We start from the raw sequence: 17960 nt of genomic DNA on the forward strand, positions 1-17960 counted from the left end.
ATGCGCGTTCCCGAGCTGACCGAATGGGCCCTCCGCCTCGACGACGTGAGCGTGACCCGGGGGAAGGGATCCCGATCCGTCCGGGCCGTCGACGGCGTCACGGCCGAGGTCCCGTACTCCGGGGCGCTCTGCATCGCGGGCCCCACGGGCTCGGGCCGGTCCTCGCTCCTCGCCGCGCTGTCGGGCGAGAAGACCGACGCCCGCATCGTGGGCGGATCCGCGCGCGTGTGCGGCGTCGACGCGCGCACGCCGGGCCGCGCGTGCAGCGTCCTGACCTACCGCGTGGGCTACCTCTCGCAGCAGGCGGGCGTCTCGTTCGACCGCGACCTGACGATCGGCGAGATCATCGCGCTCCCTCTCGTTTCGCGCGGGGCCGAGATCGACGGGCGACGGCTCGAGGTGCGCGTGTCGAACCTGCTCGACGAGGTGCACCTGCCGCTCGGCGTCGCGAACCGCTTCCCGCACGAGCTCAGCGCCGGAATGCGTCAGCGCGTCGCGCTCGCGCGGGCCCTCGTCATGGACCCGAAGCTGCTCATCGCCGACGAGCCCCTCGCGGGGATCGACGTCGAGGTGCGGCACGTCGTGCGCGACGCGATCCTGCGCCGTCGCGACGAGTGGGACATGGCGGCTCTCGTCGCCACGAACGACGTCGTCTTCGCTCACGAGATCGGCGCCGACCGGATCGTGCTCCGCGAGGGCGCCGCCGTGGCGCGGGCCACGGCCGAGGGCGACGTGTGGGCGACGCCCGGCGAGGAGGAGGCTCTCGCCTTCCTCGCCGAGGAGGCGACGCGCCCGAACGTCGCCTGATTTTCTCGCCGGCCCGACGGTTTGCTAAGCTGTTCGGGTTGCGCACCGCGCAGCGAGATCATTCCCCTGTAGCTCAATTGGCAGAGCAGCCGGCTGTTAACCGGCAGGTTATTGGTTCGAGTCCAATCGGGGGAGCACGAATCGAAGGCCTCCACCAGCGTGGGGGCCTTCGTCGATTCCGGAGCGCGACGTTCCCCGATCAGGAGGCCCCGAATGAGCGACGACACCTACACCGTGGCGACCGACGGGGCGTGCCAGGGGAACCCGGGCCCGACGGGCTGGGCGTGGGTCGGGGAGGACGGCCGCTGGGCGGCCGGATCCATCGTGCAGGGCACGAACAACATCGGCGAGCTCACGGCGCTCCTGCGCGCGATCACGGATCACGCCGACGTCGCGCACCTCCGCGTGCAGGCCGACTCGAAGTACGCGATCGACACGTACTCGTCCTGGATGGACGCGCACCGGCGCCGCGGTTGGAAGACGGCGTCCAAGCAGCCCACGAAGAACCGGGACCTGCTCGAGAAGCTCATCGAGGCACGCGACGCCCGCCGGGAGGCCGGGCTGCCCGATGTCGAGCTCGAATGGGTGCGCGGACACAACGGCCATCTGCTCAACGGATGGGCCGACGAGCGTTGCGTCCGCGCCGCGACGCACGCCGCGAAGGGCCTCGCGCACGAGTGGTCGACCGACGCCGGCCAGGAACCCGTCGACGTCACGACGGCCGCGCCCTCGGCCGGCGAGGACAGGCCCCGCCGACGCTGATGGGAGCGGCCTCGCGCCTGCGAGGTTCCGATGACGCGGATCTGCGGATCCGAAGTCCCGCGTGTACGGCTTGGCGGCGCGGCGGGAACGCGGGAGAGTACCGGTTCGGCAGCGATTCGACCGAAGGGCTCCTCCCGTGGCACACACCGTCTTCCTGCACGTCGGCGCCCCCAAGACGGGCACGACGGCGTTCCAGGAGCGGCTCGCGCGCAACGCCGCGTCGCTCAGCCGTGCCGGCATCTCGGTGCCGGGCGCCGGGCGACGCGATCCCGCACCGCTCGGGCAGTTCCACGCGTGCCTCGACCTCGTGGGCGCCGACTGGGCGGGGCCGGGGTCGGGCGTCGACGGCGCGTGGCGGCGCCTCGTCGAGCAGGTGCACAGCACGCGCGGCACGGCGATCATCAGCCACGAGATCTTCGCCTCGGCGACGTCCGATCAGGCTGCGCGGGCTCGACGCGACCTGACGGCCCACGGAGCCGACCTGCACATCGTCTACTCGGCGCGCGACATGGGCCGACAGATCGCCGCCGGGTGGCAGGAGGAGGTCAAGCAGGGCAAGGAGTGGTCGTTCGCGGAGTACTCGGCGCGGCTGAGGGCGGGCCTCGGCTTCTTCGCGGTGCCGTTCGACCTCCCGCGTGTGCTCGGCACCTGGGGCTACGGCATCGCCCCCGACCGCATCCACCTCGTGACGGTGCCGCGGGAGCGCACCGCGGACGAGTTGTGGCTGCGGATGTGCCATGCCCTGCGCGTCGATCCTGACCGCGCGCCGCGCGAAGCCGGCGGATCGAACCCGTCGATGGGGGCCGCGCAGACGACGATGATGCGGCGCCTCAACCGCCGCCTGGAGCGCTCCGACCGGCCGGGGACCTACGACGGGCTCGTGCGGGTCCTCATCGCCGAGGAGACCCTCGCGGGTGCGGGCGACCCGATCGTGCCGTCGGAGGAGATGCTCGACTGGGCCGACGAGCGCTTCGCGGCGTGGGCCGCCTGGATCCGCGAGCGCGACATCGACGTCGTGGGCGACGTCGAGGATCTGCGCCCCGTGCGCGCGCCGCAGGTCGCCGACCCCGACCGCCCTGGACCCGACCCGCAGCTGAACGCCGCGCTCGACGCCCTCGCCTCCGTCGTGCGGGAGGCGGAGCAGCGAGCGCGGCGTCCGGGGCTGCGCGACGTCATCCGCCGCGCTGCGCGCAGGTGACCGGGGTCAGCGCGCGGCGCCGGCGAGCGAGCCGGTGACGGGGACGACCGTCTGGCCCATGTCGTCCGAGGCCTCGTAGATCAGGCACTGGATCTGGCGGTCGCCCGTCGACCAGGTCTGCTCGGTGGGGGAGTAGTACGTGTACCAGAGCGACGCCGACTCGTTGAAGTCGATGCCGGCGAAGTCGGCGAACGCGGCCTGGCACTTCGGGTCGGCGTCCTCCTGGATCGCCGTCTGGCCGGGGAAGTCGTCGCCGAGGTCAAGGTCGTACTCGTAGTAGTACTCGTAGTCGTGCTCGTCGGAGCAGGGGACGACCTCGATGTCGCTGACCTCGGTGCCGTCGGCGCCGGCCGCGTCGGGCTCCTGGAGGCAGTCGCCGACCTGGATGTCGAACACCGACTCGGTGCCCGACTCGGTGACCTCGCCCGAGTCCTCGTCGCGCTCGGCGCCGCCGATGAGGGACTGGATCGAGGCGCAGCCCGCCAGCGAGCCGCCGATGAGGAGGGCTCCGGCGACCACGGCGGTGGCGCGAGCGGCGCGGGAGCGAGTGAGGGTGATCATGAGTGACAGTCCGTTCTGGCGATGTGGATCAGGCAGGGGGACGCGCGCATCGCATCTCCCCGCTCAAGACATTAGGGGAACGGGGTGCCCTCCCGGTACCGGGCCGTCAGCCCTCGAGGTCGTCGACGCCGGGCATCCAGCTCACGCCGGGCTTGCCCCACCCGCGCTTCTTCGAGATCTTCTGCGCCGTCTTCCAGTCGCCGTCGGAGATCCGATCGATGTACACGATCCCGTCGAGGTGGTCGAATTCGTGCTGCATGATCCGCGCGCGCCACCCGTCGACCTCGATGCGCACGGGCTCACCCCGCAGGTCGATCCCCGTCACGATGACGCGGTCGCTGCGGCGCAGCGCGAACCGCTCGCCGGGGAACGAGAGGCAGCCCTCTGCCTCTTCGTCCTCGTCGGGGGCACCGGGCTCGGGGGGAGTCATCCACAGCTCGGGGTTGATGATCTCGCCCCGCCAGGGATTCCCCTCGTCGTCCTCGTACGTGTAGGTGTAGATCCGCAGGCCGACGCCCACCTGCGGGGCCGCGAGCCCCACGCCGGGAGCGGCGTCCATGGTCTCGTACATGTCGGCGACGAGCGTGCGGATCTCGTCGGTGATCTCGTCGACCGGAGCGGCGTGCGCGTGGAGGACCGGATCCCCCCAGACGCGGATCGGAAGAATGGCCATTCCGCAAGGCTACTGAACGCGGCCCGGCCGCTCCCACCCGCCGCGCGGAGGGCCGTGTCATAGGCTTGTCGGGTGACCTGGGGCCTGCACGCCGTCGCCTCCGCGGCGGTCGAGAGCACGAACGTCTTCGACAACCCGGGGCTGCTCCTCGGCATCCCCCTGGCCGTCGCGGGCGCCGTGTTCATGTCGCTCGGGGCGCAGTACCAGAGCCGCGGGGTCCGCAAGGTCGAGCGGCTCGCGGGCGGCTCGGGCGCCGGCGGGCTCGGGGTGTCGCACCTGGTGCGCCTGCTGCGCCGCCCGTCCTGGATCCTCGGGACCCTGCTCATGGGCGCCGCGATCGTGTGCCAGCTCTCGGCGCTCGCGATCGCTCCGCTCATCGTCGTGCAGCCGCTCGGCGCGATCTCCCTCGTGATCACGACGCTGCTCAACGCGCAGGCGACGGGACACACCCCGACGCGGCAGTCCGTCACGGCCATCGGCATGTGCGTCGGCGGGATCTTCGTCTTCGTGATCGTCGCGGCGTTCGTCGCGATCGAGAAGCCCCTCGATCAGGTGCAGATCCTCACCCTCCTCGTGATCCTCCTCGTGGTGCTCCTCGTCATGGGCGCCGTCTGGCTCTTCGTGCGCGCACGCGCCGGCGCGCTCTTCTACATCTCGTCCGCCGGGATCCTGTACGGCTTCGTCGCGACGCTCGCGAAGGTCGTGATCAAGCGGATCCAGCAGGGCGACTTCGGCGCCCTCACGATCGCGTCCGGCATCGCGCTGCTCGCGGCGGCGGCGGCGGGGGCCTACTTCGTGCAGACCGCGTACTCCTCGGGGCCGCCGGACCTCGTGATCGCGGGGCTCACGGTCATCGACCCGATCGTCGCCGTCCTCATCGGCGCCCTGCTTCTCGACGAGGCGGCGTCGGCGCCGGCCTGGGCGATCGTCGTGTGGATCCTCGTCGGCGCGGTGGCCGCCGTGGGCGTCGTGTGGCTCGCACGCAGCCACCCGCAGGTGATCCACGAGAGCCAGGAGCTGCCCATCACGCGGGGCGGCTCGGGGCCCGACTCGGGCCCGGCCGACGAGCCGCGATAGGCTCGACCGGTACGTATGGGGCGGTAGCCAAGCTGGTCAAGGCAGCGAGCTCATAACTCGACGATCCGCGGGTTCGAGTCCCGCCCGCCCTACGACGACGCGACACGCCGCATCGCGCGAAGAACACGCTTGTGATTCGGGCGTGTCTGCGACAGACTGAGCGTGAAAGCCGAATAGTTCTGCCGCCAGCAGATCACCCGTTCAGGCGCGGAGGGGAAGCCGCACCTGACGAAACGGAGAGATCATGGCGACACCCAGCGCGCGCGGAGTGGTCTTCATCCACTCGGCGCCGAAAGCATTGTGCCCCCACCTCGAGTGGGCAGTCGGGCGCTCGATCGGGCGTGCCGTCAACTTCGACTGGCAGAACCAGCCCGCGCTCCCGGGAGCGCGCCGCGCCGAGTTCTCGTGGGACGGCCCCGCCGGCACGGGCGCCGCGATCGCGACCGCCATCCGCGGCTGGGAGCACCTGCGCTTCGAGGTCACGGAGGATCCGACGCCCGGCAGCACGGGCGGTCGCTGGATGCACACGCCCGACCTCGGGATCCACTTCTCGCAGATCGACGCGGCGGGCAGCATCGTCGTCGGCGAGGAGCGCGTCCGCGCCGCGATCGCCCTCGCCGACCCGTTCGAGATGCGCCGTGAGCTCGACGTCGCCCTCGGCACGGCCTGGGACGACGAGCTCGAGATCTTCCGCACGGCGGGCGACGCGATCGCCTCTCCGGTCGTGTGGCTGCAGCACCGCGCCGGCTGACGCCGCCGCGCACACAGACGACCGCGCCCTCTCGGAGAAGACTCCGGGAGGGCGCGGTGACGTCCTCCGCGAGAGGATGGATCCATGCCCCGCCCCGACGAACTCGACGCGATCACCCTCGACGACCTGCGCGCGACCCGCGCCACCAAGTGGAACGACCCCGACGTCCCGATCGGGGCGTTCGTGGCCGAGATGGACTTCGGGATCGCCCCCGAGATCCGGGCGGCGCTGCACGAGGCGGTCGACGCGCCCGTACACGGCTACATGCCGCCGCACATCGACCGCGAGCTGCGCGAGGCGACGGCCGAGCACCTGAACGCGCGCGGCTGGGGAGCACAGCCCGAGGACGTCTTCCCGATGCCCGACGTGATCACGGCGTTCGAGCTCGCGATCGAGCTCTTCTCCCGTCCGGGTTCGAAGGTCATCGTCCCGACGCCGTCGTACATGCCGTTCCTGTTCGTCCCGCCCGAACTGGGACGCGAGGTGATCGAGGTCCCGCTCGTCGACGACGCGGGCGTCGCCCGCCTCGACCTCGACGCGATCCAGGCGGCGTTCGACGCCGGGGGACAGGTCCTCGTGCTCTGCAACCCCTTCAACCCCGTGGGCCGCGTCTTCACCCGCGACGAGCTCGTCGCGATCAGCGAGGTCGTCGCGAGGAACGACGGTCGGGTCTTCGCCGACGAGATCTGGGCGCCGCTCGTCTTCGAGGGCGAGATGGTGTCGTACGCGACGGTGTCGGATGCCGCGGCGTCGCACACCGTGACGGCGCTCTCGGCCTCGAAGGCCTGGAACCTGCCCGGCCTGAAGTGCGCCCAGCTGGTCGTCTCGAACCTCCACGACCGCGCCGTGATGGACGAGAAGGGCGGACTGGCCGGCCACGGCACCGCGAACCTCGGCGCCATCGCGAACGCCGTCGCGTACCGCGAGGGCGGTGCGTGGCTCGCCGACGTGCGCGCCTACCTCGACGGCAGCAGGACCGAGCTCGCGGCGCTCGTCGCCGACCGGCTGCCCGGCGTGCGGTTCACGGCTCCCCAGGGCACCTACGTCGGCTGGCTCGACTTCCGCGGCACGGGGATCGAGGATCCCGCGGCGTTCTTCCGCGAGAACGCGGGCGTCGGACTCACCGACGGTGCCGCGTGCGGGGCCGCGGGAAGCGGCTTCGTGCGACTCATCTTCGCGACGCCCCGCCCGGTGCTGCGCGAGATGGTGGACCGCATGGCGCGCGCGATGGCGTGACACGCAGAGGGGGCCGGGGAGCGATGCTCCCCGGCCCCCTCTGACTCGATCAGTCCTCGTAGGTGGCGAACGCCGCGACGGCGTTGTGGCCTCCGAAGCCGAACGAGTTGCTGATCGCGAGCTGCGGCCCCTCGGGCAGCGCCTGCGGCTGCTTCGACGCGAGGAACGGGGTCTCCGGGTCCTGGTTGTCGAGGTTGAGCGTCGGCGGCGCCTGGCGGTCGCGCATCGCGAGGATCGTGAACACCGACTCGAGCGCGCCGGTGCCGCCGAGCAGGTGGCCCGTCGCCGACTTCGTCGCGCTGGCCGGGATCTCGCGCACGCGGTCGCCGAAGACGGCCTCCAGAGCCGTGAACTCGGCGGGGTCGCCGACGGGGGTCGACGTCGCGTGGGCGTTGATGTGGGTGACCTCGTCGGGCGTGCGGCCCGCCTGGTCGAGCGCCTGGCGCACCGCGCGGGCGGCGCCCTGACCCGTCGGGTCGTTGGCCGTGATGTGGTGCGCGTCGGCCGTGACGCCGGCGCCGACGAACTCGGCGTAGATCTTCGCGCCGCGCGCCTTGGCGTGCTCCTCGGTCTCGAGGACGAGCACGGCGGCGCCCTCGCCCATGACGAAGCCGTCGCGGTCGACGTCCCACGGCCGCGAGGCGGATGCGGGGTCGTCGTTGCGGCGCGACAGGGCGTGCATCGAGGCGAAGGACGCGACGGTGATCGGGTGGATCGCCGACTCGGTGCCGCCGGCGATGACGATGTCGGCCTCGCCCTTCTGCAGGTGCTCGTACGCGCTCGCGAGCGACTCGACGCTCGAGGCGCAGGCCGAGGCGACGGTGCGGGCGAAGGCCCGGGCGTGGAAGTGCAGCGACAGGAAGCCAGCGGCCGAGTTCGGCATGAGCATCGGAACCGTCATCGGCATGACGCGCCGGGGCCCCTTCGCTCGGAGGGTGTCCCAGGCGTCGAGCAGCGTCCAGACGCCGCCGATGCCCGTCGCGAAGTCGACGCCGAGGCGCTCGGGGTCCACGTCGGGCGAGCCGGCGTCCTCCCACGCCTCCATGGCCGCGACGAGCGCGAACTGGGTCGAGATGTCGAGCCGCTTCGCCGTCGGGCGGTCGAGGATCGTGTCGGGGCGGACGATCGCCTCTCCGGCGAAGGTCACGGGGAGCGCGAGCTCCTCGACCCACTCGTGCTCGAGCGGGCGGATGCCCGAGACGCCTGCCATGAGGTTCGTCCAGTTGTCGGCGACGTTTCCGCCCAATGCGGAAGTCGCGCCCATACCTGTCACGACGATGCGTGTGGTCATGCGTGGTTTCCCTGTTCCCGTGATGATGTGTGGAGAGCGTCGTGGGCGCCGCGCCGTGAGGCTGCGGCGCCCACGCGACGATCAGGAGTTCGACGTGATGAAGTCGACGGCGTCCTTCACCGTCTTGAGGTTCTTGACCTCGTCGTCGGGGATCGTGACGCCGAACTTCTCCTCGGCGTTGACGACGATCGTCATCATCGAGATCGAGTCGATGTCGAGGTCGTCCGTGAAGGACTTCTCGAGGGCGACCTCGCCCGCGTCGATGCCGGTCTCGTCGGTGATGAGCTCGGCCAGGCCCGCGAGGACCTCATCGGTGTTGAGTGCCATGGAATCTTCTCCTTGTAGTGGCGTGGGGGTTCGGGAGGTCGGGAAACCGTCCCTCAGTCTAGGGGCGAAGCCCCCGGAATCACGGCAGGACGACGACCTGCGCGGCGTAGACGAGGCCTGCGCCGAATCCGATCTGCAGCGAGAGGCCGCCCGACAGCTCGGGGTGCTCCTCGAGCAGGCGGTGCGTCGCGAGCGGGATCGAGCCCGCCGACGTGTTGCCTGTCGTCTCGATGTCGCGCGCGATCACGACGGACTCGGGGAGGCCGAGCTGCTTCGCGAACTCGTCGATGATGCGGCCGTTGGCCTGGTGAGGGACGAAAGCGGCGAGGTCTGCGGGCTCGATACCCGCCTCCTCGAGGGTCTTCCGCGCGACCTTGACCATGTCGGTCACGGCCCAGCGGTACACGCTCGGGCCCTCCTGGCGCAGCGTCGGCCACTCGTGCTCGCCGTCGCGGAACTCCGTGAGGGTCGCGTTCATGCCGACGAGGGCGGCCTTCGACCCGTCGGATCCCCACTGGGTCGCCGACACGCCGGGGACGTCGCTCGGACCCACGACCGCGGCGCCCGCGCCGTCGGCGAGGAGGAACGAGATCGAGCGATCGGTCGGGTCGATGATGTCGCTGAGCTTCTCGGCGCCGACGACGACCGCGTACTTCGCGGCTCCCGCGCGGATGAGCGCGTCGGCCTGGGCGATGCCGTAGCAGTAGCCCGCGCACGCGGCGTTGAGGTCGTACGCCGCGGCGGGCGTCGCGCCGATCGCGTCGGCGACGATCGCGGCGGCCGACGGCGTCTGCTTCGGGTTGCTGATGGTCGCGATCAGGACCGCGCCGATCTCGGCCGGGTCGATGCCCGCCTTCGCGACGGCCTCGCGCGCAGCCTCGGTCGCGAGCGTGATCGCGGTGGTCTCCTTGTTCGCGCGGACGCGGGTGATCATGCCCGTGCGCTGGCGGATCCACTCGTCGCTCGAGTCGATGGGGCCGACGATGTCGTCGTTCGGGACGACGTTCTCGCCGCGCGCGGCGCCCATCGCGAGGATGCGCGTGTGTGCGACGGTGGGAGCTTCTCTCAGAGCAGCGGTCATTCTTCTCTCCTGCGGCGTTCCGATGTCAGTTCTGGGAACCGGCGAGGAGGTCGCGAGCAGCGGCCAGGTCGTCGGGGGTCTTGAGGGCGACGGCCGGCGTGCCGCGCATGCCGCGCTTGGCGAGGCCCGCGAGGGTGCCTCCCGGCAGGAACTCGACGAGGCCCGCGGCGCCGGCGCCGGCGAACGACTCCATCGACAGGTCCCAGCGCACGGGGTTCTGCACCTGGCGGACGATGAGCTCGAGGGCGAGGGCGCCCGTCGCGACCGTCTGACCGTCGCTGTTCGACCAGAGGGCGATCCGCGGGTCGCCGACGTCGGCGATCGCGTCGACGGCGGCCTGCAGCGCGCCGACGGCCGGTGCCATGTAGCTCGTGTGGAACGCGCCGGCGACCTGCAGCGGGATGACCCGCGCGCCGCGCGGGGCGTTCTCGCCGAGGGCCGCGAGCGCGTCGGTCGCGCCCGCGGCGACGATCTGGCCCTTCGAGTTGAAGTTCGCGGGCTCGAGGCCCGCGGCGGCGATCGCGTCGAGGACCTGCTCCTCGACGCCGCCCACGACGGCGCTCATGCCCGTCGGGGTGACGGCCGCCGCGTCGGCCATCGCGCGTCCGCGCGCTCCGACGAGGCGCATGCCGTCGATGTCCGAGATGACGCCCGCCGCGACGAGCGCCGCGACCTCGCCGACCGAGTGGCCCGCCGCGCCGCCGAACAGCGCGCGCTCGTCGTCGCTCAGCGCGAACCACGACACGAGGCTCGCGGCGACGATGAGGGGCTGGGCGACCCGGGTGTCGCGGATCGCGTCGGCGTCCCATGTCGTGCCGGCGGCGACCAGATCGACTTCAGCGGCGTCGGCGTAGCGCTCGAGGCGGTCGCGGGCCCCGTCGGTCTCGAGCCAGGGTGCGAGGAATCCGGGGGTCTGAGAACCCTGCCCGGGGAATGCGGCGACGATCACTCGATCCATTCTTCCCACCGTTCGCGCGACCGGGCTGGCACCGTGCTCACAAGATTGCCGGGATCGGTTGTCGGATCCCGCCAATCACCGCCCCCGATCGGCGCGTCGCGCGACGCCGCGTCGCCGTGAGACCTCGTTCGTGCCGATGGATCCGAGGATCAGCGCCGTCTGGAGGATCAGCGCCTCGCGCGGCCCCGTGGCGTCCCAGCCGATGACGTCGCTGACGCGCTTCAGGCGGTAGCGGACGGTGTTGGGATGCACGAACAGGTCGCGCGCCGTCGCCTCGAGGGAGCGGCCGTTGTCGAGGTAGCTCCACAGCGTCGTGATGAGGTCGGTCGAATGTCCCTCGAGCGGGCGGTAGATGCGCTCGACGAGGGTGCGCTTCGCGAAGGCGTCGCCCGCGAGAGCCCGCTCGGGCAGGAGGTCGTCGGCCTCGACGGGGCGCGGTGCCGCGCGCCACGCCGCCGCGACGGCGAAGCCCGCGAGGGCCGCACGCGCGCTGACGCTCGCGTCGACGAGCGCGGGGACCGTCGGGCCGAGGACGAGGTGCCCGTCGCCGAAGTGGGGCTCGAGCGCCTGCGCGATCTCGCGGAAGGTCAGGGACTCGGCGGGCTCGGCGCCGCGCTGATCGTCGGCGGCGACGGCGCGGCCGATCACGAGGACGAGCCGCGATCCCTGCACGCCGATGAGGACGTCGACGCCGAGCTTGCGCGCGCGGCGCCGCACCTGGTCGACGTCGAACGCCGGGGGCGTCGTGCCGACGAGTACGCTGACCTCGCCGTGGCCGTGCCAGCCGAGGGCCGCGATGCGGCTCGGAAGCTCGTCGTCGGTCTCGCCCGTGAGGATGGTGTCGACGACGAGCGCCTCGAGCCGCGCGTCCCAGAGACCGCGCGATTCGGCGGCGCGGGCGTAGACGTCGGCGGCCGTGAAGGCGACGTCGCGCGAGTAGAGGAGGATCGCCTCGCGCAGGTGCTCGCCGCGGTCGCGGACCTTCTCCTCGGTGACCTCGACCGTGACGCGGACGAGCTGCAGGGTCTGCTGCAGGCTCACGCTGCGCAGCAGCTCGCGGGGCGCCGCGGCGAAGATGTCGGCGGCGATGGTCGGCGGGGCCTCGGGGTGCTCGTACCAGTCGATGAACGAGCTGATGCCCGACTGGGCGACGAGCCCGACGGCCGAGCGCCGCGCGGGAGGCATCTCGGCGTACCAGGGGAGCGTCTCCTCGAGACGGTGCAGGGTCGCGGTCGCGATGTCGCCTGAGATGCGGCGCAGCCACGCGAGGGTCGACTGCTTGTCGAGCGCCGAGCGCGCGCCGGGGGCGGGGGAGGAGTCAGGTGTCATGTTCTCGTGGAGGTGCGCAAGAGGGCGGGATCCCCGTGGGGATCCCGCCCTGAGCGATGGGTCAGGCGTCGCCGCCCGCGTTGCCGGAGGTTCCGGCGTTGACGTCGTGCAGGCGGTACTTCTCGATCGCCTGCCCGACGACCTGGCGGTCGACCTTGCCCTGATCGGCGAGCATCTGCAGCGCCTTCACGACCATCGACGGGCCGTCGATGTGGAAGAAGCGGCGAGCCGCTGCGCGCGTGTCGCTGAAGCCGAACCCGTCGGCGCCGAGCGTGCCGTAGGGCCCGGGGACCCAGGCGCGGATCTGGTCCTGGACGGCCTCCATGTAGTCGCTCGTCGCGACGAAGGGCTGGCCCTCGGCGTGGCGGAGCTTCTCGGTCACATAAGCCGTGCGGGGCTCGTCGGCGGGGTGCAGGAAGTTGTGCTCGTCGGCGGCGAGGCCGTCGCGGCGCAGCTCGTTCCAGCTCGTGACCGACCAGACGTCGGCGACGACGCCCCAGTCGCTCTTCAGCAGCTCCTGGGCCTCGAGCGCCCACGGCACGCCGACGCCAGACGCGAGCAGCTGCACGCGGTGGCCGTCGCCCGATCCCTCGGAGACGCGGTGGATGCCCTTGACGATGCCCTCGACGTCGACGCCCTCGGGCTCGGCCGGCTGCTTCATCGGCTCGTTGTAGACCGTGAGGTAGTACATGACGTCGGGGTCGGGGTGCGATCCGCCGTACATGCGCTCGATGCCCGACTCGACGATGTGCGCGACCTCATAGCCGAACGCGGGGTCGTAGGTGACCGTCGCGGGGTTGGTCGACGACAGGATCGGCGAGTGGCCGTCCATGTGCTGCGTGCCCTCGCCCGTGAGCGTCGTGCGGCCGGCCGTGGCGCCGATGATGAAGCCCTTGGCCATCTGGTCGCCGGCGGCCCAGAACGCGTCGCCCGTGCGCTGGTACCCGAACATCGAGTAGAAGATGTAGACCGGGATCAGCGTCTGACCGTGCGTCGCGTACGAGGTGCCCGCCGCGGTGAAGGCCGCGGCCGCTCCGGCCTCGTTGATGCCGACGTGGATGATCTGGCCCGCGGGGCTCTCCTTGTAGGCGAGGAGCAGGTCGCGGTCGACCGAGAGATAGTTCTGGCCGTTGGGGTTGTAGATCTTCGCCGACGGGAAGTACGAGTCCATGCCGAAGGTGCGGGCCTCGTCCGGGATGATCGGGACGATCCGCTCTCCGAAGCCCTTGACGCGCATGATGTCCTTCAGCATGCGCACGAAGGCCATCGTCGTGGCGACCTCCTGGTTGCCCGACCCCTTCTTCGGCAGCGCGTAGGCCTTCGCGTCGGGCAGGGTGAGCTCGGCGCCGACGTTCGTGGTGCGGCGCTCGGGCAGGAATCCGCCCAGGGCGCGGCGGCGCTCGAGCATGTACTGGATCGTCTCGTCCTGCTCGCCGGGGTGGTAGTACGGCGGCTGGTACGGGTTCTCCTCGAGCTGCGCGTCGGTCACCGGGATGTCCATGGTGTCGCGGAACAGCTTGAGGTCGTCGAGGGTCATCTTCTTCATCTGGTGGGTCGCGTTGCGGCCCTCGAAGTGCGGCCCGAGGCCGTATCCCTTGATCGTGTGCGCGAGGATCACGGTGGGCTGCCCCTTGTGCTCCGTCGCCGCCTTGTACGCCGCGTAGACCTTGCGGTAGTCGTGGCCGCCGCGCTGCAGAGCCCAGACCTGGTCGTCGGTGTAGTCCTTGACGAGCTCGAGGGCGCGCGGGTCGCGGCCGAAGAAGTTCTCGCGGACGAAGGCGCCGTCCTCGGTCTTGAACGTCTGGAAGTCGCCGTCGGGCGTCGTGTTCATGAGGTCGAGCAGCGCGCCCTCGGTGTCGCGAGCGAGCAGGTCGTCCCAGCCGCGGCCCCAGATGAGCTTGATGACGTTCCATCCGGCACCGCGGAAGTAGCTCTCGAGCTCCTGGATGATCTTGCCGTTGCCGCGGACCGGCCCGTCGAGGCGCTGCAGGTTGCAGTTGATCACGAAGGTCAGGTTGTCGAGGCCCTCGTTGGCCGCGACCTGGAGCTGGCCGCGCGACTCGATCTCGTCCATCTCGCCGTCGCCCAGGAAGGCCCAGACGTGCGAGTCGGCGACCGGCTTGATGCCGCGCGCCTCGAGGTACTTGTTCGACATCGCCTGATAGATCGCGTTGATCGGGCCGAGGCCCATCGACACGGTCGGGAACTGCCAGAAGTCGGGCAGCATGCGGGGGTGCGGGTACGAGGGGAGGCCGTGCGGCGCGCCCGACTTCTCCTGGCGGAACGCGTCGAGCTGCTGCTCGGTCAGGCGCCCCTCGAGGTACGCGCGGGCGTACATGCCGGGGGAGGCGTGGCCCTGGTAGAAGATCTGGTCGCCGCCCGAGGCGTCGTCCTGTCCGCGGAAGAAGTGGTTGTGGCCGACCTCGTACAGCGACGCCGCCGAGGCGTAGGTCGAGATGTGGCCGCCGACGCCGATGCCGGGGCGCTGCGCGCGGTGCACCGTGATCGCGGCGTTCCACCGGATCCAGTGGCGGTAGCGGCGCTCGAGCTCCTCGTCGCCGGGGAAGCTCGGCTCGTCCTCCGCCGAGATCGTGTTGACGTAGTCGGTGGTCGGAACCATCGGAACGTTCAGACGGCGCTCCTTCGAGCGCTTCAGCAGGCTCAGCATCACCTCGCGGCTGCGCTGCGTGCCCTTCGCGTCGATCAGCTGATCGAGCGACTCCTGCCATTCCGCGGTCTCTGCGGGGTCGCTGTCGACGGCGCCCTGCGAGTACGGATCCTGATCGTGAACTGCCACCAGGTGACCTTTCGTCGTGCGGGCAGATCGTGCCCGGCTCGTGCGAGGGGGCGCGTGACGGAGCCTCGGGTCGTTCCTGGGCCGCGCGCGTCCGCTCCCCACCCTACCGACACTCGGGCGGGGACACGCGCCGCGTAGACTCGGGAGAACGGGCCTTTAGCTCAGCTGGCAGAGCGACTGGTTTACACCCAGTAGGTCGTCGGTTCGATCCCGGCAGGGCCCACGTGAAAGCCACTCCCGCCGATCAGCGCCTGCTTCTCGACCTCGCCGAGCTCGACGTGCGCACAGCGCGCGCCGATGCCGCCCGCCGCAACCCGCCGCAGATCGCGCGCGTCCGCGAGCTCGTCGCCCAGCGCGACACGCAGGGCAGGGAGCTCCTCGCCCGCTCGAACGCGCGCGACGACGTGAAGGCCGAGCTCGCACGCGTCGAGAGCGACATCGACATCGCGCGCAAGCGCAGCGCCCGCGACGCCGACCGGCTCTCGCAGACGGCCGTGGCGCGAGACGCGCGCGCGCTCGAGCAGGAGATCGAAGCGCTCGCGGTCCGCGTCGACGGGCTCGAGACCACGCAGCTCGAGCTCATGGAGCGCCTGCAGGACGCGGAGGAGGCCGTCGCCGAGCAGCAGCAGCTCGTCGCCCGCACATCGGACGAGGGGCAGCGGCTGAGCGCCGAGGGCAAGGACGCCGTCGCCCGGGCGACCGCCGAGCTCGACTCCGCGCAGCGCGACCGCGCGGCCGTCGCCGAGCGCGTGTCGGCGGGGCTCCTCGCCGAATACGAGCGGATCGGCGCGCGCACCACGGCGGCCGGCCTCCTCCAGCAGGCGACCTGCGGGGCGTGCCGCGTCATGCTCTCTCCGAGCGACATCGCCCGGATCCGCGAGGCCGCGTCCGACGACGTCGTCACCTGCCCCGAGTGCGGCGCGATCCTCATCCGCACCGAGGAGTCCGGGCTGTGACGCGGGCCGGTGCCGCCCGGCGCTGACGCTCCGGCGTCGCCCTGGTCCGACGTCGAGCGCATCGCGGTCGGCCGGTCGGCCGGCGGCGACATCGTCGTCATCGGGCTGGACCACGGATCTGAGGTCGCCCGCAGGCCGCTGACGGCGGCCGAGTTCCCCGCATGGGTCGCACAGCGCGAGCACGAGGCGGGTCCACGCGGCGTGCGCTGGGTGTGGCCCAGCACGGCGGCGTGGTATCCGCGCCTCCTCGACGCGGGCGTGCGCGTCACGAAGGCGCACGACCTGCGGCTGTGCCACGCGATCCTGCGCGACGCCGTACCCGCCGCGACGGCGCTCGTCGCGGCGACCGCGTGGGATGCCCCCGACGCCGAGGAGGGGTCCTCGCCCGGCGCGCTCTTCGACCTCGATCCCGGGCCCGCCGCGCATCGCGATGACCTCGACGGCGTCCTGGCGGAGATCGCCCGCCAGGACGACGCCGCCGCGCGCGCCGTCGACCCCGCGCGGATGCGGCTGCTGCTCGCGGCGGAGTCGGCCGGATCCCTCGTCGCCGCCGAGATGCGCGCCGCGGGTGTGCCCTGGAGCGCCGAGCGCCACGCTCGGATCCTCGAGGAGACGCTGGGCCGCCGCCGCGGAGACGGCACGCCCGAGCGCATGGCCGAGCTCGCGGCAGAGGTCCGGGTCCGGCTCGGGGATCCGTCGCTCGCGATCGACTCGCCCGCGCGCCTCCTCGCGGCGCTGCGCCGCGCCGGGATCCGCGTGACGTCGACGAGCCGCTGGGAGCTGCGCGACGTCGACCATCCCGCGATCGCGCCCCTCCTCGCGTACAAGAAGCTCGCGCGCCTCCTGACGGCGAACGGCTGGGCGTGGCTCGATGAGTGGGTGCACGACGGCCGGTTCCGCCCCCTCTACCTCCCGGGCGGCGTCGTGACGGGGCGCTGGGCGACCTCCGGCGGCGGCGCCCTGCAGCTTCCGCGGCGTCTCCGCGAGGCCCTCCGGGCCGACGACGGGTGGAGGATCGTGAGCGCCGACGTCGCGCAGCTCGAGCCGCGCGTCCTCGCCGCGATGGCGCGCGACACGCGGATGGCCGACGCGGCGCGCGGGCGCGATCTGTACGAGGGGATCGTCGCGACCGGCGCCGTCGCGCACCGATCCGAGGCGAAGGTCGCGATGCTCGGCGCGATGTACGGCGCGACGACGGGCGATGCGGGACGCCTCGTGCCGCGGCTGCGGCGGGCGTTCCCCGCGGCCATGGCCGCCGTCGACGGCGCCGCCGCGACGGGGGAGGCCGGAGGAGTCGTCTCGACCTGGCTCGGCAGAACCTCTCCGGGCGTGGACCCGGGGTGGGCGGCCGCCGCGCGCTCCGCGGGGGCGAGCGCGGAAGCCGAACGACGCGTCCGAGCGGCGCGGCGCGACCGCGGCCGGTTCACCCGGAACTTCATCGTGCAGGGGACCGCCGCCGAGTGGGCCCTCGCCTGGCTCGCCGACCTCCGGCTCCGCCTCGCGGCGCTTCCGCCGACCGAGGGACCCGCGGCCGCGGCGTCGGGCCCCGCGTTCGCGCGCCGGGCGCACATCGCCTACTTCCTGCACGACGAGGTCATCGTCCACGCCCCCGCCGACCGGGCGGACGAGGCGGCGCAGGCGATCCGCGACGCCTCGGCTTCGGCCGGGCGGCTGCTCTTCGGATCCTTCCCGCTCGACTTCCGACTCGACCTCGCGATCCGCGACGACGCGGCGAAGTGAACCGGGCTCCCAGGCCGCGACCGTAAGCTGAGGGTGCGAATGGGTCGGCCGGACGGCCGCGTCGCGCCTCGTGCGCGCCGAGGAACGTCCGGGCTCCGCAGGGCAGGGCGGTGGGTAACACCCACCCGGAGTGATCCGCGAGACAGTGCAACAGAGAGCAGACCGCCGGCGCGAGCCGGTAAGGGTGAAACGGTGGTGTAAGAGACCACCAGGGGCCGTGGCGACGCGGCCCGCTGGGTAAACCTCGCCCGGAGCAAGACCAACAGGGGATGATGACGCGGCCCGCCGAGTCCCCGGGTAGGTTGCTGGAGCGGCACGGCAACGTGTCGCCGAGAGAGATGGCCGTCGAAGGGGATCCGTCCCCGGAACAGAACCCGGCGTACAGGCCGGCCCATTCGCGCAGAACGAGCCCCCGG

General features: G+C 72.0%; 16 protein-coding genes, 3 tRNA genes and 1 other RNA gene. 12 read left to right on the forward strand and 8 right to left on the reverse strand.

Annotated features, from left to right (window positions below):
• From H576_RS14225 to H576_RS14230, 4 genes are all read left to right on the forward strand, one after another.
• On the forward strand, positions 1–807 hold the full coding sequence (locus tag H576_RS14225) for an ATP-binding cassette domain-containing protein (RefSeq protein ID WP_051172128.1): 807 nt from the start codon (positions 1–3) through the stop codon (positions 805–807).
• A gap of 62 nt (positions 808–869) precedes the next feature.
• Positions 870–942, forward strand: a tRNA-Asn gene (locus H576_RS0104025).
• A 78-nt stretch (positions 943–1020) separates the two neighbouring features.
• A complete protein-coding gene (locus H576_RS0104030) occupies positions 1021–1569 on the forward strand; it encodes a ribonuclease H family protein (RefSeq protein WP_029149875.1) in 549 nt (182 codons plus the stop codon).
• Positions 1570–1705: 136 nt separating this feature from the next.
• Positions 1706–2767, forward strand: a complete 1062-nt coding sequence (locus H576_RS14230) for a hypothetical protein (RefSeq protein ID WP_036319133.1) — start codon at positions 1706–1708, stop codon at positions 2765–2767.
• Between the two features lie 6 nt (positions 2768–2773).
• On the opposite strand, the gene H576_RS0104040 is transcribed toward H576_RS14230, so the two are convergent.
• On the reverse strand, positions 2774–3328 hold the full coding sequence (locus H576_RS0104040; protein ID WP_051172130.1) for a septum formation family protein: 555 nt from the start codon (positions 3326–3328) through the stop codon (positions 2774–2776).
• Positions 3329–3434: 106 nt separating this feature from the next.
• The gene (gene def / locus H576_RS0104045; RefSeq protein WP_029149877.1) at positions 3435–4001 is read right to left on the reverse strand and encodes a peptide deformylase; all 567 of its coding nucleotides are present in this window, start codon (positions 3999–4001) and stop codon (positions 3435–3437) included.
• 72 nt (positions 4002–4073) lie between these two features.
• Between def and H576_RS14235 the strand changes: the two genes are divergently transcribed.
• The 4 genes from H576_RS14235 to H576_RS0104065 all read left to right on the forward strand — a co-directional run bounded on the left by H576_RS14235 (position 4074) and on the right by H576_RS0104065 (position 7065).
• Positions 4074–5078: a DMT family transporter gene (locus H576_RS14235; RefSeq protein WP_245559108.1), complete on the forward strand. Its 1005-nt coding sequence runs from the start codon at positions 4074–4076 to the stop codon at positions 5076–5078.
• A 17-nt stretch (positions 5079–5095) separates the two neighbouring features.
• Positions 5096–5170, forward strand: a tRNA-Ile gene (locus H576_RS0104055).
• Positions 5171–5322: 152 nt separating this feature from the next.
• The gene (locus H576_RS0104060) at positions 5323–5829 is read left to right on the forward strand and encodes a DUF3145 family protein (protein WP_029149878.1); all 507 of its coding nucleotides are present in this window, start codon (positions 5323–5325) and stop codon (positions 5827–5829) included.
• A gap of 84 nt (positions 5830–5913) precedes the next feature.
• On the forward strand, positions 5914–7065 hold the full coding sequence (locus tag H576_RS0104065; RefSeq protein ID WP_029149879.1) for a MalY/PatB family protein: 1152 nt from the start codon (positions 5914–5916) through the stop codon (positions 7063–7065).
• Between the two features lie 49 nt (positions 7066–7114).
• On the opposite strand, the gene H576_RS0104070 is transcribed toward H576_RS0104065, so the two are convergent.
• The 6 genes from H576_RS0104070 to aceE all read right to left on the reverse strand — a co-directional run bounded on the left by H576_RS0104070 (position 7115) and on the right by aceE (position 14848).
• Positions 7115–8356, reverse strand: a complete 1242-nt coding sequence (locus H576_RS0104070) for a beta-ketoacyl-[acyl-carrier-protein] synthase family protein (protein ID WP_029149880.1) — start codon at positions 8354–8356, stop codon at positions 7115–7117.
• An 81-nt stretch (positions 8357–8437) separates the two neighbouring features.
• Entirely contained in the window at positions 8438–8683 is a 246-nt protein-coding gene (locus H576_RS0104075; protein ID WP_029149881.1) for an acyl carrier protein, read from the reverse strand.
• 79 nt (positions 8684–8762) lie between these two features.
• A complete protein-coding gene (locus tag H576_RS0104080; protein WP_029149882.1) occupies positions 8763–9764 on the reverse strand; it encodes a beta-ketoacyl-ACP synthase III in 1002 nt (333 codons plus the stop codon).
• Between the two features lie 25 nt (positions 9765–9789).
• A complete protein-coding gene (locus H576_RS0104085) occupies positions 9790–10713 on the reverse strand; it encodes an ACP S-malonyltransferase (RefSeq protein ID WP_029149883.1) in 924 nt (307 codons plus the stop codon).
• Between the two features lie 84 nt (positions 10714–10797).
• Positions 10798–12051, reverse strand: a complete 1254-nt coding sequence (locus H576_RS0104090) for a PucR family transcriptional regulator (RefSeq protein ID WP_051172132.1) — start codon at positions 12049–12051, stop codon at positions 10798–10800.
• A 61-nt stretch (positions 12052–12112) separates the two neighbouring features.
• Positions 12113–14848, reverse strand: coding sequence for a pyruvate dehydrogenase (acetyl-transferring), homodimeric type (gene aceE / locus H576_RS0104095; protein WP_029149885.1), 2736 nt, complete (start codon positions 14846–14848; stop codon positions 12113–12115).
• Positions 14849–14998: 150 nt separating this feature from the next.
• Between aceE and H576_RS0104100 the strand changes: the two genes are divergently transcribed.
• The 4 genes from H576_RS0104100 to rnpB all read left to right on the forward strand — a co-directional run bounded on the left by H576_RS0104100 (position 14999) and on the right by rnpB (position 17942).
• Positions 14999–15071, forward strand: a tRNA-Val gene (locus H576_RS0104100).
• A gap of 1 nt (position 15072) precedes the next feature.
• Positions 15073–15804 (forward strand): zinc ribbon domain-containing protein, encoded by a 732-nt coding sequence (locus H576_RS0104105; protein WP_029149886.1) that lies wholly within the window; start codon positions 15073–15075, stop codon positions 15802–15804.
• Between the two features lie 9 nt (positions 15805–15813).
• Entirely contained in the window at positions 15814–17544 is a 1731-nt protein-coding gene (locus H576_RS0104110; protein WP_051172134.1) for a bifunctional 3'-5' exonuclease/DNA polymerase, read from the forward strand.
• A gap of 40 nt (positions 17545–17584) precedes the next feature.
• Positions 17585–17942: RNase P RNA component class A (gene rnpB / locus H576_RS16075), an RNA gene on the forward strand.
• The last annotated feature ends 18 nt before the right edge of the window (positions 17943–17960 follow it).

This window comes from Microbacterium indicum DSM 19969 (assembly GCF_000422385.1).
GTDB lineage: Bacteria > Actinomycetota > Actinomycetes > Actinomycetales > Microbacteriaceae > Microbacterium > Microbacterium indicum.